Origin of the sequence: Mycolicibacterium sp. lyk4-40-TYG-92 (assembly GCF_030209435.1) — a bacterium.
Lineage (GTDB): Bacteria > Actinomycetota > Actinomycetes > Mycobacteriales > Mycobacteriaceae > Mycobacterium.
This window is the reverse complement of the sequence record NZ_JARVRX010000012.1, coordinates 41,325-64,382: the sequence shown is the minus strand read 5'-3', so window position 1 is coordinate 64,382 and position 23,058 is coordinate 41,325. Positions and strand designations below refer to the sequence as shown.

12 protein-coding genes are annotated in these 23,058 nt (G+C 69.5%); 1 reads left to right on the top strand and 11 read right to left on the bottom strand.

Features of this window, described 5'->3' with window-relative positions:
- Positions 1-15: 15 nt before the first annotated feature.
- Positions 16-1,167: a molecular chaperone DnaJ gene (gene dnaJ / locus QRN63_RS18520; protein ID WP_267319207.1), complete on the bottom strand. Its 1,152-nt coding sequence runs from the start codon at positions 1,165-1,167 to the stop codon at positions 16-18.
- A 41-nt stretch (positions 1,168-1,208) separates the two neighbouring features.
- Positions 1,209-2,240, bottom strand: a complete 1,032-nt coding sequence (gene hrcA, locus QRN63_RS18515; protein WP_267319208.1) for a heat-inducible transcriptional repressor HrcA — start codon at positions 2,238-2,240, stop codon at positions 1,209-1,211.
- 179 nt (positions 2,241-2,419) lie between these two features.
- Here hrcA and QRN63_RS18510 point away from each other — a divergent pair, with 179 nt between their 5' ends.
- Positions 2,420-2,749, top strand: a complete 330-nt coding sequence (locus tag QRN63_RS18510) for a type II toxin-antitoxin system VapB family antitoxin (RefSeq protein WP_285032180.1) — start codon at positions 2,420-2,422, stop codon at positions 2,747-2,749.
- Between the two features lie 4 nt (positions 2,750-2,753).
- Here QRN63_RS18510 and QRN63_RS18505 read toward each other — a convergent pair whose 3' ends face one another.
- The 9 genes from QRN63_RS18505 to QRN63_RS18465 form a co-directional block, all read right to left on the bottom strand.
- On the bottom strand, positions 2,754-3,113 hold the full coding sequence (locus QRN63_RS18505) for a hypothetical protein (protein ID WP_285032179.1): 360 nt from the start codon (positions 3,111-3,113) through the stop codon (positions 2,754-2,756).
- A gap of 431 nt (positions 3,114-3,544) precedes the next feature.
- Positions 3,545-3,757: an MbtH family protein gene (locus QRN63_RS18500; RefSeq protein WP_043394144.1), complete on the bottom strand. Its 213-nt coding sequence runs from the start codon at positions 3,755-3,757 to the stop codon at positions 3,545-3,547.
- Positions 3,735-5,027 (bottom strand): NADPH-dependent L-lysine N(6)-monooxygenase MbtG, encoded by a 1,293-nt coding sequence (mbtG, locus tag QRN63_RS18495; RefSeq protein WP_285032178.1) that lies wholly within the window; start codon positions 5,025-5,027, stop codon positions 3,735-3,737. Before mbtG ends, QRN63_RS18500 begins: the two co-directional genes overlap by 23 nt.
- A gap of 31 nt (positions 5,028-5,058) precedes the next feature.
- Entirely contained in the window at positions 5,059-9,435 is a 4,377-nt protein-coding gene (locus tag QRN63_RS18490) for a non-ribosomal peptide synthetase (protein ID WP_285032177.1), read from the bottom strand.
- Complete coding sequence (locus tag QRN63_RS18485) at positions 9,432-14,537, bottom strand: non-ribosomal peptide synthetase (RefSeq protein WP_285032176.1); 5,106 nt, start codon at positions 14,535-14,537, stop codon at positions 9,432-9,434. Before QRN63_RS18485 ends, QRN63_RS18490 begins: the two co-directional genes overlap by 4 nt.
- 1 nt (position 14,538) lies before the next feature.
- Positions 14,539-17,472: a mycobactin polyketide synthase MbtD gene (mbtD, locus tag QRN63_RS18480; protein ID WP_285032175.1), complete on the bottom strand. Its 2,934-nt coding sequence runs from the start codon at positions 17,470-17,472 to the stop codon at positions 14,539-14,541.
- Positions 17,472-18,803: a beta-ketoacyl [acyl carrier protein] synthase domain-containing protein gene (locus QRN63_RS18475; protein ID WP_285032174.1), complete on the bottom strand. Its 1,332-nt coding sequence runs from the start codon at positions 18,801-18,803 to the stop codon at positions 17,472-17,474. Before QRN63_RS18475 ends, mbtD begins: the two co-directional genes overlap by 1 nt.
- The gene (locus QRN63_RS18470) at positions 18,793-19,527 is read right to left on the bottom strand and encodes a thioesterase II family protein (protein WP_285032173.1); all 735 of its coding nucleotides are present in this window, start codon (positions 19,525-19,527) and stop codon (positions 18,793-18,795) included. The genes QRN63_RS18475 and QRN63_RS18470 overlap by 11 nt, the downstream gene beginning before the upstream one ends.
- The gene (locus tag QRN63_RS18465; RefSeq protein WP_350224462.1) at positions 19,524-23,015 is read right to left on the bottom strand and encodes a non-ribosomal peptide synthetase; all 3,492 of its coding nucleotides are present in this window, start codon (positions 23,013-23,015) and stop codon (positions 19,524-19,526) included. The genes QRN63_RS18470 and QRN63_RS18465 overlap by 4 nt, the downstream gene beginning before the upstream one ends.
- Between the last annotated feature and the right edge of the window lie 43 nt (positions 23,016-23,058).

Sequence of the window (23,058 nt, the reverse complement as noted above, 5' to 3'; positions counted from 1 at the left end):
CAGCAGCCCCGAAGGCTAACGGCCGCTGAAGGTTTCGCGCAGGCGGCTGAACAGGCCGCCTCCGCCGCCGGCCACGGCCTGCGTCGACCGCACCTCGGTGACGTCCCGCGACCGCTGCTCCTTGAACTTGCGCAGCAGCTCCAGGTCGCGGTTGTCGAGGCGCGACGGCACCACCACGTCGATGTGCGCGTGCAGGTTGCCGCGCACCCCGGACCGCAGGTGCGGCATGCCGTGGCCGCGCAGGGTGGTGATCGAACCAGGCTGGGTACCCGGCGCGATGGTGATCTCGGTGGGCCCGTCGAGAATGGCGTCGACGGTGACCGTGGTGCCCAGCGCGGCGTCGACCATCGGCACCGAGACGGTGCAGTGCAGGTCGTCGCCATCGCGCAGGAACAGCTCGTGCGGCTGCTCGTGCACCTCGACGTACAGGTCGCCGGCGGGTCCACCGCCCGGGCCGACCTCGCCCTGGGCCGCCAGGCGCACCCGCATGCCCTCACCGACCCCGGCCGGAATCTTCACGCTCACATCGCGCCGCGCGCGCACCCGGCCGTCGCCGCCGCAGCGGTGACAGGGGTCGGGAATGACCTCGCCGACGCCGCCACAGACGGGGCAGGGACGCGACGTCATGACGTTGCCGAGCAGCGAGCGCTGGACCGTCTGCACCTCGCCCTGACCGTGGCAGGTATCACAGCGGGCGGGCTGGGAATTGCCGTGCGTGCCCTTGCCCTGGCACACGTCGCACAGCACCGCGGTGTCGACGGTGACCTGCTTGGTGACGCCCGTCGCACACTCCTCGAGGTTCAGCCGCAGGCGCAGCAGCGAGTCCGAGCCCGGACGCACCCGGCCGATCGGACCGCGCGAGGACGCGCCGCCGCCGAAGAAGGCCTCGAACACGTCGCCGAGGCCGCCAAAACCGGCGAATCCCCCGGCACCGCCGCCGCCTCCGCCGCTCTCCATGGGATCACCGCCGAGGTCGACGATGCGGCGCTTCTCCGGGTCGCTGAGGACCTCGTAGGCGGTGCTGATCTCAGCGAACCGCTGCTGTGCGCCTTCGTCGGGATTGACGTCGGGGTGCAGCTCCCGGGCCAGCCTGCGGTAGGCCTTCTTGATCTCCGAGTCGCTGGCGCCCTTGCTCACGCCGAGCAGGCCGTAGTAATCGCGTGCCACGCCTAAGAACCTTGCCTAATCTCTCGAACTGCTGGACACCCTTAGCGGGTGCCCAGTACCTCGCCTATGTACCGGGCGACGGCCGCAACGTTGGCGATGGTGCCCGGATAGTCCATCCGGGTGGGGCCCACCACGCCCATGCCGCCGTAAACCTTGCCCAAACTGCCGTAGGCGGTGCTCACGACGGACGTCCCAGCCATCTGCTCGGCCTCGGTTTCGTGGCCGATGCGTACCGTGACTTTACCTGCCTCCTGTTGGGCAGCCAGCAACCGCAGGACCACGACCTGCTCCTCCAGTGCCTCCAGCACCGACCGCAGGGACCCGCCGAAATCCGCCGTGTTGCGCGTCAGGTTGGCGGTGCCGCCGAGCAACAGGCGCTCCTCCTGGTGCTCGACCAGCGTCTCCACCAAGACCGTGGCCGCGCGACCCACCGCGTCGCCCAGGCCGCCGTGGCCGTCCAGCTGCGATGCCAGGTCGGCCACCGCGATCGACGCGGCCGACAGCAGCTTGCCTTCCAGTGCCGCGCCGAGCCGCTCGCGCAGCTGCGACAGTTCGTGCTCACCGATGGGATCGCCGAGTTCGACGACGCGCTGGTCAACCCGCCCGGTGTCGGTGATGACCACCAGCAACAGCCGGGCGGGGGTGAGCGCCACGACCTCGAGGTGGCGGACCGTGGACCGCGACAGCGTCGGGTACTGCACGATGGCGACCTGCCGGGTCAGCTGGGCCAGGAGGCGCACCGCGCGGCGCAGCACGTCGTCGAGGTCGACGCCGGATTCGAGGAAGCTCAGGATGGCGCGGCGCTCGCTCTGCGACAGCGGTTTGACGTCGTCGATCCGGTCGACGAACTCGCGGTACCCCTTCTCCGTGGGCACCCGGCCCGAGCTGGTGTGGGGCTGGGTGATGTAGCCCTCGGCCTCCAGCACGGCCATGTCGTTGCGCACCGTGGCGCTCGAAACGCCGAGGTTGTGGCGTTCGACGAGCGTCTTGGAGCCGATGGGCTCCTTGGTGGAGACGAAGTCCGCAACGATGGCACGCAGCACTTCAAAGCGACGGTCGTCGGCACTACCCATTCGTCACCTCCGGTTTCACCGCCATTTTACGGTGACGATGGATTGGGGCGGGCGACAGACGTCATCTGGTGGTTGGATGCCTCGGCAAACCTCAAGTCGACCCGCTAGGGTCAGGTGTATGCCGACGCTGTCACCGCGGACCCGCTCGGCGCACGGGGTGCTTGCGGAGTGATCTACTCATGATTTTCAAAGGGGTGCGCGACGGAAAGCCGTACCCGGAGCATGGGCTGAGCTACCGCGAATGGGCGCAGATTCCGCCGCGCCAACTGCGTCTCGACGAGATCGTCACCACCACGACGGTGCTCGCCCTGGACCGGCTGCTGTCCGAGGATTCGACGTTCTACGGTGATCTGTTCCCGCATGCTGTGCGCTGGCATGGCACCATCTATCTGGAAGACGGCCTGCACCGTGCGGTGCGGTCCGCGCTGCGGAACCGGGTGGTGCTCCACGCCCGGGTGTACGACATGGATGTGCCACTGTCGCAGCAGCTTTCACCCGTCGGCGAATAGACCGCTAGCGCAGGTACGTGCCGGCCAGCACGACGATCACCAGCGCGACGAGCCCGATACCCAGGCACATCAGTGCCGTGACGACCCGGCTGCGGGCGTCGCCACCCAGCCGGTAGGTGCCACGGAACAACGTCGACATGGCGACGCTCGCGGCGCGCCAGCCTGGGGAGTTGCCGTTGTTCGTCGGCTCCGGCTGTGGCTGCGGGTAGCCGTAGGGCTGTGCGTACGGATACGGCTGCTGGGTATACGGCTGTTGCGGGTTCGGGTAGCCGGCCGGCGGATAGCCCGGCGGGGTGGGATGGCCCTGCGGATGTGGCCCCGGCTGCGGTTGTTGCTGCGGATACCGAGGATCCGGATACGTCATTGCTGCACTCCCCCTGGTCAGCGCCGGCTCTCGCGACTCTACTCGGACTGGTGGCCCTGCTGCGGATCGCCGAACTCCGATGCACTGCATGAACGCAACTGCACGGTGATTCCGGCCAGATATTCCGCCGCCCAGTTTCGGTCGAGCGGCGCAGCAGGCGCCAGGACACTCCACAGCGGAGTCACGCCGCGTAGCCCCGGGCACAAACGGCAGAGGCGGCTGCATTTCGCCGTGAATTCAGGGTCGACGGGCACCGCGGGCCGCAGTGCCGTTGACCCTGACGCCACGGCGGCGTCTACTCGGCTTTGCACACCCTGGGTACAGGCTCGACGGAAAGCCTGGCCGTGAGTTCACGGTCAACCCGCCCACGACGCCGTACCGCGTTCACCCTGAAACGTTGCCTCGTCATCCCGCACGCTCGAGGGCGCGGCTCAACCGACCAGCGAGTCCCGCAGCGTCTTGGGCCGGATGTCGGTCCACGTCTCCTCGACGTAGGCCAGACAGTCGGCGCGGGTGCTCTCCCCGAACACGACCCGCCAGCCGGCGGGCACGTCGGCGAACACGGGCCACAGGCTGTGCTGCTCCTCGTCGTTGATCAGGACGTAGAACGCACCGTTCTCGTCATCGAACGGATTGCTGCTCATGGCTTCTCCTTGCGGATGGTGTGGCATATTCGGCACCCAGCACGCGGTCGCTGAGCAGACCGAGGCAGCTGAGGTTGGGGAATCCTGGGCCCTGGGTGAGCCAGGACAGGCTGGGCAGGAACAACTTCGGCGTGACGCCGCTGACCGCGAGGTCGTAGCCGATGGCCTGCTGCAGCGAGTCGGCCGACAGCGGCGCACCGATACCGAGTTCCAACACGTCCAACGCGTCCTGGCTCAGCAACGGCGCGAACCACATGGAATCGGCTCCGGAACCGTCGATCACCAGATCGAAGCCGTGCACGGTCTCCAGGCAGCCGGAGTCACGTTCGGTCTGCAGCGTCAACCGGATTCGGTCTTCGCGGGGCACGGCATGGGCGACGCGGCCGCGCAGGTGCCGGATGCGGTCGTCGGCCAGGAGCGAGTCCTGAACGCGGGCGGAGAATACGCCGCGGTCGGTGCGGGCCATGGCATCTCGGCGCTCGGTGATGCTGAGCCCGGCCCAGCCCGTCGGGTCGGAGAACAGGGTGTTCTCGAAGTAGCCCTCGCCGCGGGTGAACAGGGTCACCCCCGGGGAGATCACCGTGATGGTCGAAACCCGGTGCGAGAACAGCTCATCGAGCATCGTTGCGGCGGTTTCGCCACCGCCGATGACGGCGACCCGCTCGGCGTTGATGCGCTCGTCCTGCGCGACGCGATGCCAGAACTGGGCGATCGACAGCACCCGCGGATGCCCCGGCAGGATCGACCGCTCGGCCTGCCCCGGCCCGGTGATCATCACGCCGTCGGCGCGCACCTGCTGATCGCGGCAGTGCAGCACCCACTGGTCGCCATCCACCGACAGCTGGGTGACTTCACCCGTGACCACCTGCATGGCAACACTTTCCGCCACCCAGGCGAGGTACTGGCTCCAGCGCCGGTGGGTGGGTGCGGGCCGGCCGCGGTCGATCCACTCGGCGAACTGTCCCGTCGAGATCAGATACGACTGCCAGCTGTGCCGCATCATCCGTTCGTCGAGTTCGACGTTTCGGCGCGGCACGAGTGCGGACCGGTACGGGAAACCCACGTCCTTCTCGGGTCCGGTGCCCAGCCGGTGCCTGCCGTCGGTCCAGCCGCCGGCGGCCTGCCAGTTGGCGCCGACGCCGAGGCGTTCCACCGCGATGACATCGGGCGCGTCCACGCCCATGGCGCGCAGTTCGGCGGCCTTGGCAGCCACGGCGACCGCTTTGGCCCCGGCGCCGATGACGGCCAAGGTGTTTCGGGTCTCAGTCATGCGCGATCTGCCTCCGGCTCCTCGCTGATGGTCATTTCACCACTTCCCTGAGCTGTGCTTCCCACAGCTGTTGCAATTCGGCAATGTCGTCCGCGCTGAGAATGTCTGGCACCGTGCGCCATTGGACACCGAGCGCAGCGGTGCCGGCGTGGTCGATGACCCCCGCCATCAGGGTCAGTTCGTGGTGCACCGCGTAGTTCGGTTCGGGTACCGGTGACGCGCCCGCCAGCAGCGCACCGTCGAGCTGGAGTGCGGCACCACTCGCCGCGAGGTGTACCCGGCCCAGGTAGTTCAACAGCACCTGCGGCTCCGGGTACGCCGACAATCGGTCCGCGGTGTCCGCGCGCAGATACCGCAGCAGCCCGAAGTCAATGCCATGGCCCGGGACGGCACCGATCTCGGCGCTGACCTGATGTGGCGCTTCGGAACTGATCCGCACCGGATAGATGGCGCTGAACAGGCCGACGGTGTCGCCGCTGTCGACGTCGTCCCCGGAGACAACGGTGTCCGCGCGGCCGTGAGTCTCCAGCGCCACCAGCGGAGCCGGAGTGTCCTGTCCGCGGCGCTGTCGCCAGCGGGTGATCGTGCGCGCGGTCGCGGCGGCCAGCAGATCGGTGATCGGCTGACTTGCCGCGAGCAGCCGTGCCGTCAGATCCGGATCGATGATCGCCATGGACATCACCACGTCTGCGGCGCAGTCGGTCTCGGGCTTCACGCGGCGGTTGCCGAGCGCAGGATCCGGGCCGGCGATCTGCGCTTCCCAGAAGTCCGCCGTGTCGAGGTGCTTCGCGCGTTCGGCGACCAGTCGGGACCAGGCCCGGTAGCTGGTGTGTTCTCGGATGACGGCGGGCTGGGTACCGGAATTCAATGCGTGCCAGCCATTTTCCAACTCGCCGAGCACAATTCGCCAGGATGCCGGGTCAACTGCCAACACGTGGGCACTGAGCACCAGCACTTTTTCGCTCGACTGTCCGGCACCGTCTTGCGAATGCAGCAGCACTGCCTGCAGCAGGCGCCCCTGCTCCGGGTCCAACCGCTCGACCGCGAGATCGGTCTGCTCGGCCACCGCGGCGACGAGGTCGCCGTCGACGGTGACCTCGGAAAGGACGTTGTCCACCGGATGGTCGACCAGAGTCATGGTCGTCCGGTCCAGCCGGCTGCACAGGGCGGGGTGCGCGGCAATGACGTGGTGCAGCAACGTGGTCAGTTGCTCAGCGGTGATGGCATCCGGCAGCCGCAGTGCCTGGGTCTGGGCCAGCCGGCGACCGTCGCCGTACTGATACAGCCAATGCACGTTCGGCAGCACCGGCACCGGGCCGGACTCCTCGACCGCTGTGGCGGCCAACTCGTTCTCCGCGTCCAGTTCCTCGGCCAGTTCGCGAATGCTGCTGCAATCCAGCATCATTCGCGCGCGCACCGCCAGACCGCGGCGGCGCGCGGCCTGCACCACCGACAGCGCGACGATGCTGTCGAGGCCCAGATCGAGAAAATCGGCGGTGACGTCGAGGCCGGCCGGGTCGGCCACCTCCAGGACGTCGGCGAACAACTCGGCCACTGCGAGTTCGGTCGCGGTCGCCGGCGCGGCTGCCTCCCCGGTGCCGGCGGCGGCATCGATGGCGGCCAACGCCGCGTCGTCCACCTTGCCGTTGACCGTCAGCGGAATCTCGTCGACGGCGATGATGTGGTGCGGCACCAGATATCTCGGCAGCCGGGACGCCAGCATGCGCCGCAACTCGGCGGCAGTTGCCGCTCCGGCGACGTACGCGACGAGCCGTGGCCCACTGGCGTGCCGCCGGACGGTGACGTGCGCGTGCCGCACCCCCGGATGCGCGTGCAGGACCGCGGCGACCTCGCCGGGTTCCACCCGGAACCCACGGATTTTCACCTGATCGTCGGAACGACCCTGGAACTGCAGGCCGCCGGTGACGGGATCGCGCCGCACCACGTCCCCGGTGCGGTACATCCGCGCGCCCGCTACGAACGGGTCGGCGACGAAGCGCGCGGCGGTCTCGCCGGCGCGGCCGAGGTAACCGCGCGTGAGCTGTCCACCGGCCAGGTAGAGCTCACCGGTGACACCGTCGGGTACCGGCCGCAGCCAGGCGTCCAGGACATAGGCGCGCGTCGCGGTGGTCGGGTGCCCGATCGACGGCGCGTCGTGCTCCGTGAATGCAGCCACCACAGCTTCGACCGTGGTCTCGGTTGGGCCGTAACAGTTGTAAGCCGACATGCCGGTGCGGTCGCACTCGCGGCGGATGGCCGCCCACGCGTTCGGGTCGACGGCTTCGCCGCCCAGCGCCAGCGCGGCCAGCGGCACCGTAGTCAGGAGGCCTTCGGCTTGCAGTTGCGTGAACATCGACGGCGTGGTGTCGATCAGGTCGACGGCGTACTGCCCGATGGTCGCCACCAGTGCCTCGGCATCACGCTGCACCTCGTCGCCGACGATGTGCAGACCGTGGCCGTCCAGCAGCGCGGCCAGTGGCTGCCAGGCCGCGTCGAAGGTGAACGACCAGGCGTGCGCAACCCGAAGTGGCCGGCCGGCTTTCGCCACCGCAGGGTGCAGCACCCGGGCCGCGTGATCGGCGGCATAGGCCAGCACCGCGGCATGGGTGCCGACCACGCCCTTGGGCTTGCCGGTGGTACCCGACGTGAACACGATGTAGGCGCCCTGGCCGGGATGTGTTGGCACCGGTGTGAATTCGCCGGCCGGGTGGTTGCCAGCGGCGGCCAGCAGGGAATCGTCCACGACAACCGATGCGTTGGTCTGGCCCAGGATCTCCGCGATCCGGTCGGCGGGCATCGACGGATCCAGCGGCACGATCAATCCACCGGCTTTGAGTACGCCGAGCATCGCGACCACGTAATCAGGTCCGCGGCGCAGCAGCACGGGCACCGGCGTCTCGGTCTCGACGCCACGGCGCCGCAGTTCGGCAGCGACGCGGTCGGACGCCTCGTCGAGACCGCGGAAGGTCAGTGCGCCGCCGTCATAGGTCAGTGCCATCGAACCCGGCTTGCTGCGCGCGGTGGCGGTGAACTTCTCGTGGATGCCGCCGGTTTCGGTGGTCGCGGGCGATGCCGCCATATCGGGTGCGGTCAGCTGAATGCCGACGTCGCGCAACGGCCGGTCCCAGCCGTCGACGAGGCGCTGCATCACCGCGAGCACCTGCCGGCCGATGCTCTGCGGTGAGACCAGGCCGGTGGCACCGTCTTTCGTCTCGACCAGGACGGTCAATTCGCCGTCGGTCAGGTGCGCTGCGACGGTGACCGGAAAATGCGCCAGGCTCTGGAGCGCCCGAGGCCGGAAAGTGGCTCCGCGGACGTCGAATTCGCCGCTGCCGACCAGGCCGCCCGGCGGGAAGTTCTCATAGACCAGGAGGCTGTCGAACAGTTCACCGACACCGCCGAGCGAGCGCAGTTCGGTGTGCGACAGGTAGCTGTGCTCGCGCAACTCGGCGGCGTCCCGCTGTAGGGACAGGCACTGCTCACCGACGCGGCGCTGCGGGTCCAGCCGGACCCGCAGCGGCACGGTGTTGATGAAGAGACCGACCATGGACTCGACGCCGGCCAACTCCCCCGGCCGGCCCGAGACGGTGACGCCGAAGACGACGTCGCGCCGGTCGGTGAGCACCGACAGGATTGCCGCCCAAGCCATCTGGGTGAGGGTGTTGACCGTGACACCACGCGCCCGCGCGGCCTCGACCAGACGGTGCGTCTCGTCGCGGGGTGCCGTGATCTCGGTGGTGTGGGGCAGGTCGTCGCCGAGTTCACCGGAGCCGAGCGCGGGAGCCAGCATCGTCGGGCCGTCGAGCCCGGCCAAGTGCTGCCGCCACAGGCGGCGGCTGGCCTCCGGGTCCCGGGCCGCGAGCCAGCCGATGTAGTCGCGGTACGGGCGCGGCGCGGCAGGCAGCACGGAGATGTCGCCGCCGGCGGCATACAGCGCGAGCAGTTCCCCGACGAACAACGGCAGCGACCACCCGTCGATGACGATGTGGTGCGCGACGACCGCGAAACGCCAACGCTGTTCCGGCATTTCGATGAGCAGAAACCGAATCGCCGGTCCGCGCTCCAGACTGAACGGCTGGCGCCGTTCCTGCGCTTCGAGGTCGTCGGCGGCGTCGGGCGACCCGGCGGTGAGCTGCCGCCACGGTAGGTCGACCGCGCTCGGAATCACCTGCACCGTGCGGGCTCCGGCCTGCACGAAGCCGGCCCGCAGGTTGGGGTGACGCACGAGTAGGGCCGCAGCGCAGTCCCGGAGCAGGGCGGCGTCGACGTCACCGTCGATGTCAGCCGACATCGCGATCAGATACGGGTCATCCGCCTGCTCGAGTTGAGCCATCGAGTACAGCCCCTGCTGCAGCGGGCTGAGCGCCAGCACGTCCTCGATGACCGGCACGGGTTGCAGTGTGGTCACTGCGGCTCCTGCGGTGCGGTCCACGATGTCGCGAACGACGCGGTCAGTTCGGCGAGTTCCTCGGCGGACAGCCCCGATACCGTCATCGGCGCGTGCTCGCGGTCCTCCCCTTGTCCCCCTTGGGCTTCCGCCGACGATCGAGCGTCAACCGCAGCGGCCAACTCGTGCACCGTCGGGTACTCGAAGACCATCCGCGCGGTCAGCTTCATGCCCGCGTCGCGACCTCGTGCCGCCAGCTGGACCGCCTTGATGCTGTCACCACCGAGGCTGAAGTAGTCGTCGTCCCGGCCGATCTCGGCATCGGCGTCGAGCACCTCGGCCAGTAGGGCGATGAGGGCGCGTTCGGTGTCGGTACGCGCGGGCTCCACCACGGTTGACCCGGTTCGGGCAGTGCGCAACTGGACGGCCTCGATGCGCTCGAGCTGTCCGTTGGCCAGCCATCTACCGCGTTCGCCGGTGGGTACCGACTCCTGGAAGATGTCGCCGACCACGCCGACGCCCACGGGCTGACGCCACTCGTCCAGCACGAGTATGTCGTCATTGCCCACTGCCACTTCAAAGGCTTCGTCGACCCGCAGGTCCCGCAGCCGCTGATCGGCGTTCTCGGCGATCCCCGTGATCACCCGGACGAGCCGATCGGCGAGGCGCTGTGCGGTCTCGGCCGTGTACAGATCGGTGCGGTAGATCAGGTGACCGCGGTAACCGTCCTGTGTGGCAAAGAAATTCACCGACAGGTCGGCGTGCGCCACATCGAACGTCGGCTCGAGCGCGGTGAACGTGGTGTCGCCGTCGGCCCGGGAATCGATGACGTGATCGGTGGGGAGGTCCTCGCGTACATGCACGACGACGCCGAACAGCGGGTTGCGTGACAGCGACCGGGCCGGGCTGACCGCGTCGACGACGTGATCGAACGGCAGGTCCTGATGTGCGTAGGCAGCCAGTGCGGTGTCCCGGGACCGGACCAGGATCTCGCGCAGCGTCGGGTCTCCGCTCAGGTCGTTGCGCAGGACCAGGATGTTGATGAAGAAGCCCACCAGCGCGTCGAGTTCGGCCTCGGTGCGGCCGGCCACCGGGGTGCCGAGCGGAATGTCCAGCCCCTCACCCGATTTCGCGAGCGCCACCGCCACCGCGGACTGCAGCAGCATGAAGTCGGTGATACCGAGTTCGCGGGTCAGCGCCGTCAGCTTGGTCCGCACCTCGGGATCGACGACGAACGGCACCGACGCGCCCTCACCCGAGAGCACCGGCGGCCGCGGGAAGTCGGGATGCAGACCCGGGTCGGCGGGCGGTTCGGTCAGCTGGCCACGCCAGTAGTCCCGTTGCGCGGCAAGCGTTCCCGACTCGTCGGCCAGCAGCGTGGCCTGCCAGGCCGCGTAGTCCGAGTACTGCACCGGCAGCGGCGCGAACTCGGGTGCCCGCCGCTCGAGGCGCGCCCGGTACGCGGTGACCAGGTCGGTGAACAGCACGCCGGCCGACCAGTGGTCGGCGGCGATGTGGTGCACCATGATCGACAGCACGTGCTGACCCGGGACGGACAGCACGGCGGCCCGGATCGGCCACTGCGCTTCCAGGTCGAACACATAGCGGCGTTCCCGGTCGAGTTCGGCCTGCAACCACGCCTCGTCGGCGCCGCGCGCACGGCGCACCGGCAGCGGAGCCGGGTCGTTCACGACCTGGTACGGCACGCCGTCGATTTCGGTGTATGTGGTGCGCAGCACCTCGTGCCGCTCGACCAGATCAGCGAGCGCGGCGACGAAGGCGTCGACGTCGCACGGGCCGGTGATGCGGGCCGCGAACGGAATGTTGTTCACCGGTCCGGGACCGTCGATGCGGTACTGGAACCACTGGCGCAGTTGCGATGCCGACATCTGCCGCGGGCCGGAGTGTTCGACCGCGATCAGCGGTGGCCGGTTGCGCGGCGCCCCGGTGTCGACCCGGGCGGCGATCTCGGCGACGGTGCCCAGCTCGAACACCTCACGCACACCGATCTCGGCGTTGCACCGCGCCCGGATCGCCGCGACCAGCTTCGTGGCCAGCAGCGAGTGTCCGCCGAGTTCGAAGAACGAGTCGTCGGCACCGACCTGCTCGATGCCGAGCAGGTTGGCGAACAGCTCGGCGACCTTCCGCTCGGTGTCGGTCGTCAGCTCACGGAATGCGGTGCGGGACTGGATGTCCGGATCGGGCAGCGCGCGGCGGTCGATCTTGCCGTGCGCCGTGATCGGGATTTCGTCGAGGACGACGTAGCCGGCCGGCACCATGTACTCGGGCAGGGCGGCCGCCACTCGCGCCTTGATCCGTTGCACGTCCACCGATTCCAGGTCTCCGCGCTCGGCCGGGGTGAGGTAGCCGACGAGGCTCTTGCCCAACCCGGGGAGGTCGCTCGCGACGACGACGGCCTGGCCCACACTCGGGTCCACCGCGATGGCGGCGGCGATCTCGCCGAGTTCGATACGGAAACCACGGATCTTGACCTGTTCGTCGGCGCGGCCGACGAACTCGATGTCGCCGTCCACATTGAGCCGGGCCAGGTCGCCGGACCGGTAGAGCCGGCCGCCCGGCGTGAACGGGTCGGCGACGAACCGCTCCGCGGTCAGGCCGGGGCGCTGATGGTAACCGTGCGCGACATGGGTTCCGCCGATGTAGATCTCGCCGATGACACCGACCGGAACGGGGCGCAACGCGTCGTCCAGCAGGTGCATCTGCGTGTTGATCTTCGGTTTGCCGATCGGCACGATACGCGTGCCCTGCTTGCCCTCGACGCGGTAGCGACTCGCGTTGATGACCGTCTCGGTCGGTCCGTAGAAGTTGTGCAGCAGCGCATCGAACGTGGCGTGGAACTTGTCGGCCACCTCGCCCGGCAGTGCTTCGCCGCCGATCGGCACCCGCTTGAGGCTGCGCCATTCGTTGACGCCGGGCAGGGACAGGAACAGCCCCAGCAGCGAAGGCACGAAGTGCATCGAGGTGATGCCCTCGGTGCGCAGCAGTCCGGTCAGGTACCCGATGTCGTTGAGGCCGCCCGGGCGCGGAATCACCAGGCGTGCACCGCATGCCAGCATGCCGAACACCTCGGCGATGGAGACGTCGAAGCTCGGCGAGGCCACCTGCAGCAGGCGCTCGTCGGCGTCGATCTGGTACTCGTCGACGAACCACACGAAGTACTCGGCGACCGGGCGGTGCGGCACCGGGACGCCCTTGGGCAGACCCGTCGAACCCGAGGTGTAGATCAGGTAGGCGGTGTTGGCTGCCGTGAGGGGCCGGACCCGGTCGGCATCGGTCGGGTTGTCGTCCCGCAGGCCGTCGAGGTCGGTGATCGGCTCGCGGATAACCAGTTTCGGATCACCGTCGCCCAGGATGAACGACAGCCGGTCTTCGGGATAGGTCGGGTCGACCGGGAGGTACACGCCGCCGGCCTTGACGATGGCCAGCGCGGTGATGACCAGTTCGGGCGACTTCTCCAGCAGGACCGCGACGCGGTCCTCGGTGCCGATGCCCTGGCCGATCAGCCAGTGTGCCAACCGGTTCGCCGTGGCGTTGAGCTCGCGGTAGGTGTAGTACCGGCCCTCGTATGCGACGGCGACCGAGTCCGGGGTGCGCGCGGCCTGGGCCTCGATCAGCGCTGCCAGCGTGGTGTCCGGGGTGCTGAACTGTTCACCGGTGGCCATGCGGCGCAGCCAGTCGGCGTCGTGCCGGTCCATCAGATCCAGCTCGGCCAGGGGCCGGCCCGGGTCGGCCAGCGCGGACTCCAGCAGCACCACGTAGTGCCGCAGCATCTGCTCGGCCAGTGCGGCGTCGAGGATTTCGGTCAGGTACTCCGCCTCGACCAGTGCCCCGTCGTCGTCGAACTCCACCATGAAGCCCAGCGGCAGCTGGGTCTGGTGCCCCCGGTACTCGGCGCGGCGGCACGTGATCCCGGACGGGCAGAAGCCCCGGCCGTCGGCCTCACGGGCGCCGAACGAGACCCGCGCCAGCCGCTCCACACCGTGGCGGCGGTCCGGGTTGAGCTCGCGCACCACCCGGTCCAGGTTGATCTGCTGATGGGCGAAGGCCCCGTGCGTGGTGTCCTTGGCGTGGCTGACGAATTCGGTGAAACTCTGGTGCGCTTTCGGGCGCAGGCGCAGCGCCACCGTGTTGCCGTAGTACCCCAGCGCGTCCTCGGTCCCCCCGCTGCGGTTGAGGACCGGGGTGGCGATCAGGATGTCGTCGGCGTGGGTGTAGCGGTGCAGCAAGGTGCCGAATGCCGCGAGCAGCACGGTGTACGGCGTGGCGCCGGTCTGGCGCGCCAGTTCGGCGATCCGTGCCACGGTGCCGGCATCGATGCGCCGGGTGACGCGCTGCGAGCGGTGGCCGGTGGGCACGAGGGAGCCGTGCGCACCCGGAAGTTCCAGCGGCTCGGGCGGATCGGCGAGGATCGAGCGCCAGTACTCGAGTGCCTCGGTGTGGTCGTCGGCGGGCAGGGCTGCCGGAATCACCTCGGGCAACGACTCGCCGGCCGATTCGTAGGCCCGCGTGAGATCGGCGAAGAACACCTGCCAGGAGGCGTCGTCCCAGGCGATGTGGTGTGCCGTGAGCAGCATGATGTGCTCGTCCGTCCCGGTACGAATCAGGCTGATCCGCAAGGGGGAATCGGTGTCGAGCTGGAACGGCGTGCCGAACTCCCGCTGTGCCAGCACCTCGAGCCGCAAGGCGCGCGACGCCTCCGACAGGTCGCTGAGGTCATGGGTGCTCCATCCCGGCTCCAGCTGGTCGTGGATCGTCAGGCCGGGCTCGCCCGTCGCGTCGGCCCGGTAGGTGGTGCGCAGGACCGGGTGGCGGCGGGCCACGGCATTGACCGCATCCTGCAGGCGCTGGTGGTCCAGCGTGCCGGTGATCGCAAACGACACACAGACATTGAGCAGTGCGCCCGCCGGTTCGGCGGTCTGCACGAACCACATCCGGCGCTGGCCGTCGGACAGCACCGGCACGACGGGCGTACCGTCGCCCGACTGCGCCTGGACCTGGGACTGCAGGCCGCGCTCGGCGAGCTTGCGCCGCAACAGCTCCAGGCGTGCGTCCTCTCCGTCTAGTCCTCGCGTGCGCAGGTCCCGGATGTCGGTCTCGGTCACGCTAGCTCTCCACCTTTTCTGATCTCTCGGTTAGCAAATCCACCAGTTCGGTACCGGTGATGCCGCTGAGCAGCCCGGCCAGCGGCACGGACCGGCCGGTACTCCGACGCAGTCGCTTGCGCAGGTCCAGTGCCAGCAGCGAATCCAGGCCCAGGTCGAACAGGGCCGCGGTCAGGTCGATGTCGGCGGGGTCGCCCAGTTTGAGCACCGCCGACAGCTCATGGCGGACGACGTCTTCGGTATCGGCACCGGCGCTGACTGTGGGTGGAACCTGTTGCGGTGCATCTGGTTCCACATCCACCAGGGGCGCACCGAGCAGCGTCGCCAGCCGCTCGGCGTCGGCGCTGAAGATCAGCGGTGCGGGCGCGTTGGTTCCGAGAGCCGCATCGATCGCGATGTCGGGATCCATCTCCCGCAGTCCGGCGCGCTCGATCCGTGCCACGTCGTCGGCACCGACGATGCCGGCACCCGGCCACAGCCCCCACCGCACGGCCACACAGTCGAGGCCCTCGGCGCGGAACTGCCCGGCCATCACATCCTGCATGCGGTTGACGGCCGCATACGCAACATGGCCGAGCCCGCCCCACAGACCGGACACCGACGAGCACACCAGGATTCGGGCTTCCGGACGCAGCGGCCAGCACTCGGCCAGCCGGGCCAGGCCACCGACCTTCGCGGCCGCGGTGGCGACGAATTCGTCCGCACCCACCGTGGTGCCGAACGTCGCCGCTCCGGCCGCATGGATCACGAGCGTCGCACCGTCACCGCAGTGGGCCGCTGCGGCGGCCGAAACCTGTTCGGGCGACGTGATGTCGCACTGCACCGAGAGCACCTCGGTGCCGGCGAATTCGGCCAATTGCTCTGCGCTGTTGCCGCTGCGGCTCACCAGCACGATGCGCCGGGCGCCCCCGGCGGCGAGGGTCCGGGCGAAGTGCAGGCCGACCGCGCCGTTGCCGCCGGTGATGACCACGTTGTCGAGGAGCCCGGGCGCTGGTGCAGCACCATCCGGCAGCGCGTGCAAACCGCGTCGGTACTGCAGCGAATCGCGCAGCGCCACTTCGGTTCCCGCGCCCAGCATGGTCTCGATGACAGCGGTCGCCGCCGGCGTGTCGAGTTCCCAGGATGCCAGGTCGAGGTGGCGGAACGACTGATCCGGATGGTCGAAACCGATGCTGCGGTGCATGGCGGCGAGGGCTGCCTGGGCGGGCAGCGCCACCGGCTCGTCGTCGCGCACGTGCTCGCCGCCGACGGTCACCAGCCACACGTCGGCGCATTGTGGCCCGATGGCATTCGGGTAGTCGCACAGCCCGCCGCCGATCAGCTCGGCCAGGTCGGTGACCGCCGCCTCGGTGTCGGGGTGGTCGAGCATCGGTGCGACCACGATGAGCAGATCGGCGTCGGCCGGCTCGACCAGTACCGTGCCGAGGTTGGCCCGCACGCCGTCGCGGAGATGGTCGGCGAGTGCACCGCGCGGTCCCGGCAGGTCGACCACGGCAGCGCGCCGGATGATCAGCGGCACGGTCTCGTCCGGCTGGGGAAGCCACTGTTCGGCGCCGACCGTCAGTCCGGCAACCGCGGGCAGCGGTTCCGGTGTCGCCCAGAGGTGCATCGCCGCCATCGGCGCATGCGGAAATCCGTGCAGCAGCGGTTGATCGGTCTCGATGTGCCCGGCCCAGTCGTAATCAGGGTCGGACACGGCAACCGTCGCGATGTTGTCGGAGAGTACGTCGACCAGCGTCTCGTCGCGGCGTCCCGAGCCGACGATGAGCGGCTCGCCGACCTGGTCGCTCGCACCGCTCGCGGCGTTATCGGCGAGCGCGTGCAGCAATGCGGGGTGTGCCGACATCTCGACGAAGGCCTCGACGCCGCTGTCCCGCGCCGCGGCGGCGGCCCGGTCGAACCGCACGGTGTTCCGTAGGTTCCGGTACCAGTACTCACCGAATTCGGTATCCGCACCGACGGCCTCGCCGGTGACGGATCCGATGAACGGCACGGTGCCCTGGACGAACCGCGCTTTCGGTACACCGGAAAGCATTTGTGTACGTAGCGGATCGAGCGCACTGGTGTGGGCGGGAAAGCTCATCGCGATGACGCGCGCGAAGCGGCCGTGGGATTGCAGGTTGGCCACCAGGTCTGCGACGGCGGTCCGCTCGCCGGACACCACGACCGACGCCGGCGAGTTGACCACGGACAGTTCCATCCACCCGGCGGCGTTCGAAACCGCCTGCTGCGCTTCGTCGATGCTCAGCCCCAGGCTCGCGGCGCCGAAATCGCCGACGAGGCCGTCCAGTGCCCCGGCCCGGGCGATGACCACGGCGACCGCCTCGGCCAGCGTCATGGCCCCGGCGACATAAGCCGCGGCGATCTCGCCGAGGCTGTGTCCCAGCGTGACGTCGGGCTCGATGCCCAGTGCCTGCCACACCGATGTGAGGCCGATGGCGTGCGTGAACTGCGCACTCTGACTGTGGATTTGGGTCCAGTCCCGGTCGGCCGGGTCGACCAGAAAGGCCAGCGGTGAGTCGATGCCCGCCGCGACGAACGCCTCAGCGCACCGGTCGGCGGCAGCGCGGTACACCGGCAGCTGCCGGTATGCGTCGGCGCCCATCGCCGGCCATTGGCCGCCATTGCCGGGGAACACGAAGGCCGTCCGGGGCGCTGCCGTCCGCGCGGATACCGCGACCAGCGGGTGCTCCTCCCCCGCGGCCAGCGCCCGCAGTGCGGCAGCCAGCTCGGCCGCGTCATGCGCCCGCACCACGGCCCGGAACCGGCGACGACGGCGCAGCCGCAACAGCATCGCAGCCACCGCACCGATGCTTACGGCACCACGACGGTCCAGGTAGTCGGCGACGCCGGTCGCCTCCGCGGCCAGCAGCGCTTCGCTGTGTGCGCTGAGCAGGACGGGTACGCGGCCGTCGGGAAAGTGCGAAAGGCTCATCACGCCACCAATCCCTCCGGCATCGCGACGACGACGTGCGCGTTGGTGCCGCTCATGCCGAAAGCCGAGACCGCGGCAAGGCGCTCGCCGCCCGCGGCGGGCCATGGGCTGTGGTTGGTGGCGAGCCGTAGTCCCTGTGCGCTCCAGTCGATTTCGGCGCTGGCCTGGGTGGTGTGCAGACTCGCCGGGATGACGGCGTGCTCGGCCGACACCAGGACCTTGGCCAGTCCCAGCGCACCCGCGGCGGCCTGACTGTGCCCGACGTTGGATTTCACCGAGCCCAGGACCGCGCCCCGGCCAGGTGCGGTGGCACCGTAGGTCTGGGCCAGCGAGTTCAATTCGGTCCGGTCACCGAGTGTGGTTCCGGTGCCGTGTCCTTCGATCATTCCGATCTGGTCGGGCCGCGCACCGGCGAGTTCGAGCGCGCGGCCGAACAGCCGCGCCTGCGCCGGCCCGCTCGGCGCGGTCAGGCCGGTGCTGTGTCCGTCCTGGTTGAGGCAGCTGGCGCGCACCTCCGCGAGCACGCGGTGGCCGTTGCGCTGCGCCAACGACTTTCGTTCCAGCACAAACATGCCGGCGCCTTCGGCCCACACGGTGCCGCTGGCCTGCGCGCTGTAGGGCCGGCAGTGCCCGTCGTCCGAGAGGGCGTGCTGTTTGGCGAATTCGACGAAGTATCCCGGCGATCCCATGACGCAAACCCCACCGGCCAGCGCCATGCTGCAGTCACCCGTGCGCAGTGCCTGTACGGCGGTGTGGAACGCGGTCAGCGCCGACGAGCACGACGTGTCGATCGTGAGCGCCGGACCATCGAGGCCCAACAGGTAGCCGATCCGTCCGGAGATCACGCCGAGCGATGTCCCGGTGATCAGATGCCCACTCAGGTCGGAGTAGTCGGCGAGATCGGGACCGTAGCCGGTGGCCGAGGCGCCGATGTAGCAGCCGACGTCATGCCCGGCCAGATCATCCGGGTTGATGCCGGCGTTTTCCAGTGCCCGCCACGTCACCCGCAGCGCGACGCGCTGCTGCGGGTCCATCGCCACCGCCTCGCGCGGCGAGATGCCGAAGAACGAGGGATCGAAAAGTGCCGCGCCGGTGAGGAATCCACCCCGATTGTGGATGCGTTTGAACCCGTCCCGGCGCGAGCCGGCGAGCAGGTCGCGCACGGCCCAGCCGCGGTCTTCCGGGAACGCGCCGAGCGCCTCTCGCCCGGAAGACAGCAGCTGCCAATAGCTTTCCGCGTCGTCCACGTCGCCGGGGGCTTCCACCGCCATCCCGACGATGACGACAGGATCGTCGGTTCTCGAGTCGGGGTCCGTCGGTTCAGCGCGCACTGATCACTTCCGCGATCGTGTCCAGCTGGTCGTTGAGGTAGAAGTGGCCGCCGTCGAACTCGGCCAGGGTGAAGCCGCCCGACGTGTGGTTCTCCCAGCGGCGCAGCATGTCCCGGTCGATGCGATGATCGTCGCGGCCGCCGAGGGCATGGATGTCGGCGGCGATGCGGCCACCGCCGGCGTACCGGTTGAGCGCTTCGTAGTCGGCCCCCACCGCCATCAGCAGCATCTCCACGAAATCCACGTCGGCGAGCAGCCGGGGGTCGGTGCCGCCGAGATCGACCATCTCGGCGAGCATTTCGCGCGGTCCGGTCGGCAGCGGCGGCGCGTCGACCACATCGCACGGCGCCTGGCCCGCGGACGCCCACAAGCTGTGCACGGTGGCCCCGCTCCGTTCGGCTACGCGCGCGAACTCGAAGGCCACCACAGCACCCATGCAGTGCCCGACGAGCCGCAGCGGGCCGACGCCCGCCCAGTCACCCGCCGCGAACAGATCGGCGGCCAGTTGCTCGACCGTCGGATGCGCCGGATGCGCCAGCCGGTCGGCGCGGCGCGGGTACTGCACGACGTACGTGTCGATCCCCTTGCCCGACACGGCAGTTGCGAGGTCCCGGTAGGCGACCGCGGCACCCCCGGCATGCGGGAAGATCACGACCGCGCCGGTGTCACCGGAACCCGGGTAGTGCTTGATCCAGGGTTCGAAAGTCGTTGTCATCTCGGTCATGAGACGGCCGCCGGGTCCAGCGCGGTGAGCACGTCGTCGTGGTTCATCTCGGCGATCTCCAGGTAGAGCTCGGCGACCATCTCGAGTCGCCCACTGCCGTCCTCGCGGCTGGTGAGCCGCTGTGCCAGCGTCCGCACCGTCCGGGCCGCGAAGATATCGGGCACGCCCACGGTCGGGGTGTCCAGCCACTTCCGGATCCGCGCCACAGTGGCGGTCGCGAGCACCGAGTCACCACCGAGCTCGAAGAAGTCGTCCTCGACACCTGCCTCGACGGCGAGCAGTTCCGAGACGATGGCGACCAACGCTCGCTCCAGCGTGGTCTCCGGCTGCGCCCGGTCGGCGCCGTCGGCCGCCTGCACCAGCGCCGCGAGTTGACCGGCAGCGGCCCGGCGGTCGGTCTTGCCGCCGACGGTGAAAGGAATGGCCGCAACCACCTGCAGCTGGCGCGGGATCATATGCGGCGGTACGAGTTCGGCGACAGCCGCGGAGATGCGCTCGGCGGTCAGCTCCGGGTCGTCGACCGAGACCAGGGCCGCCAGCACGTCGTGCCCTCGTTCCCCACCGGAGACCACACCGGCCACCGCGGCACGCACGCCGGGCACCCGCTGCAGCGCGGCCTCGACGTCACCGAGTTCGATGCGGTAGCCGCTGATCTTCACCCGGTGGTCAGCACGCCCGACGAACTCCAGGATGCCGTCCGGCCGGTAGCGCGCCAAATCTCCTGAGCGGTACCAGGTTCGGCCGGCGTAGCGCACGAAGCGGTCGGCGGTCAGATCTGCCCGGCCGCGGTAGCCCGAGGCGATGCCACGTCCGGTGAACCACAGCTCGCCGGCCACCCAGTCGGGGCAGTCCTGGCCCGCCTCGTTGACCACCCGGCACGCGTTGTTGGTGAACGGCACACCGTAGGGCACCGCCGACCAGGTGTCCGGCAGCTCGCCGGCCTCGAAAATGGTTGCGTGAATGGCGGTTTCGGTGGCGCCGCCCAAGCCGGCGACGCGGACGCCCGGGGCCTGCGCCTGTAGGTGCCGGACCATGGCGGTCCGGACCCAGTCGCCGCCGGTGAGCACCACACGGACCGACTGCAAACGGTCCGCACCGACTCCCTCATTTACCGAGACCAGCATCTCCAGCCAGCCCGGCAGGAAATTGAGCACCGTCACGCCGTGCTCGGCAATGAGGGCGGCCCAGCGGTCCGGGTCGCGCCGGTACGGCTCGTCGACCACCACGATGCTGCCACCGGTGGCGAGCGTGGCGAACATGTCGAGCACCGACAGGTCGCATTCCAGCGTCGCGAGCGCCAGGCAGCGGTCAGCCGGCCCGATGCCGAAGTGCCGGTACAGGAATTCCGCGGTGTTCATCGCCGCGTCATGGGTGACCTCGACGCCCTTGGGCTCACCGGTCGAGCCGGAGGTGAACAGCACGTAGGCCAGCTCATGGGGATCGGTGGCGGCCGGGACGAACGGTCCTTCGGCACGTCGGCCGATCCGCAGCGCCTCCGTCACGGTGAGCGACGGACGCCACGACGGCACCAGGTCACCGCAATAGAGCGCCATCCGGACGCCGCCGGTGGCGAGGATCTTCTCGGTGCGGTCGGCGGGCTGGTCCACGCCGATCGGCAGGTAGACCCCGCCGGCCGCCAGGATGGCCAGGAGCGCGATGATCTGCTCCGCGCCCTTGGGGCCGAGCACGGCGACGGTGTCGCCCGGCACGATGCCGGCGACCTGCAGCGCTGACGCGACAGCCGAAACTTCCTCGGCCAATTCGGCATACGTCCACTGCCGGGCCTCGCCGATCATGGCCGTGGCGCCCGGCCGGGCGGCAGCCGAGGCGAAGAAGCCGGTATGCAGTGCCGCACCGCTGGGCGCCGCGGTGCGGCTGTTTGCCGCGTCGCGGACCGCACGCTGGGCCGCCGACATGGGCTCGGGTGTGGGGGCCTCCCACGCCGTGTCGTCGCCGGCCAGCCGCTCCAACTCGGCGATGTGCCGGGCGAACATCGCGTCGATGACGCCGTCGGGGAACGCGTCCTCGCGCACATCCCAGTTCACCAGCACACCACCGTTGAACTCGGTCACCTGGGCGTCCAGCATCACCTGCGGTCCTTGCGAATTGATCCACCCGGGGGTGCCGAACGTCTCGATCACTGCCGAGCCGAACAGTTCGCCGAGGCCCAGGGCGCTGGTGAACACCACCGGTGCCAGCACCTGGGTGCCGCGATGCCGGCTCAGGTCCCGCAGCACCTCGAGCCCGGAATAGCCGGAATGTGCTGCGGCAGTGCGGAATGCGTCCTGCAGGGCGCCGCAGCGCGCGGTCGCGGTGGCCGCGTCGGTCAGGTCGACGTCGAGCAGCAGCGACGACGTGAAATCACCGACCAGTCGATCGACATCGGCGTGGCGTTGCTCGCGTCCGAACAGCGGCACATTCAGCAGGAAGCGCTGCCCGGCCGACCAGCAGGCCAGGGCATCGGAAAAGGACGCGGCCAGGGCCATCGCGGGCGTGATCCCACGCCGGCGGGCCGCGCCATAGAGCGCGTCCCGCACGTCGGGGGCCAGCCAGTGCCAGCGGCGGGTGGTGTGCCTCGGGTCGTTCTGCTCGGCGGTCGGAACCAGCGGCAGGCGCGGCGGATCGGGAAGTTCCGGAAGCCGCTCGCCCCACCACTGCCGATCGGCTTCGGCCTTGGGATCGGGCTGCGCCGCCGACTGCGCCGCAGCCACGCGGTATTCGCGGTACGTGTAGGTCAGGGGGGCGAGCTCGACACCGCGGTACAGGGCGGCGAGATCGGCCATCAGCGTGCGGTAGCTCATGGCGTCGGCGGCCTGCATGTCCAGGTCGACGTGCAGGCGGGTCTTGCCCTCCGGCAGCAGCGTCAGGCTCAGTTCGAAGACCTCGTCGGTCAACTGCTGGTGCGCCTTGCGGCACTGGGTGACGGCCAGCTGTTCGGCGATCTGATCCGCCGGCAGGTCCCGCAGGTCGGTGACCGTCACCGGGAAGTCTCCGTCCTGCGGGCGAATGCGCTGCGTGCCGTCGGCGCGGAACTGCACGCGCAGCATGGGATGCCGGACCGCCAAAGCCGTTGCGGCGGTGGTCAATCGCTCGACATCGACCCCGTGGCCGTCGAATTCGACATAGAGGTGTCCGGCGACGCCACCCAGTTGCTGGTCGTCTTCCCGGCCCACCCACATGGCGTGCTGCATCGGGGCCAGGCCGAAGGGCTGGTCGTGTTCCGAATCATCCTGCGGTACCGCGGTTTCGGCACGCTGCAGGCCGCCCGCCGCGGACAGCAGTTCCGACCACGCCACGATGGTCGGCTCGGCGGCCAGTGCGGCGAAGTCGATGTCGATGCCCTGCTTCCGCCAGCGTCCGGCGAGCGACATCATGCGGATCGAGTCGAGGCCCTGGCCGATGAGGTCGGCGCCAGGGTCGAGGGTGTCGGCACGGGTGCCCAGGAGTTCGGCAACCTCCTCGCGGATGGCCTGCGAATTCACTGCCACGACGCCCACAAAACCTCCCGAACACGTTAAAGACAGGCTGTCC

Bases quoted from the DNA above. Each gene is read 5' to 3' on its own strand.
- hrcA (WP_267319208.1), bottom strand. From the start codon at position 2,240: ATGGGTAGTGCCGACGACCGTCGCTTTGAAGTGCTGCGTGCCATCGTT.
- QRN63_RS18500 (WP_043394144.1), bottom strand. From the start codon at position 3,757: ATGAGCAGCAATCCGTTCGATGACGAGAACGGTGCGTTCTACGTCCTG.
- QRN63_RS18470 (WP_285032173.1), bottom strand. From the start codon at position 19,527: ATGACCGAGATGACAACGACTTTCGAACCCTGGATCAAGCACTACCCG.
- QRN63_RS18505 (WP_285032179.1), bottom strand. From the start codon at position 3,113: ATGACGTATCCGGATCCTCGGTATCCGCAGCAACAACCGCAGCCGGGG.
- QRN63_RS18510 (WP_285032180.1), top strand. From the start codon at position 2,420: ATGATTTTCAAAGGGGTGCGCGACGGAAAGCCGTACCCGGAGCATGGG.
- mbtG (WP_285032178.1), bottom strand. From the start codon at position 5,027: ATGACTGAGACCCGAAACACCTTGGCCGTCATCGGCGCCGGGGCCAAA.
- mbtD (WP_285032175.1), bottom strand. From the start codon at position 17,472: ATGAGCCTTTCGCACTTTCCCGACGGCCGCGTACCCGTCCTGCTCAGC.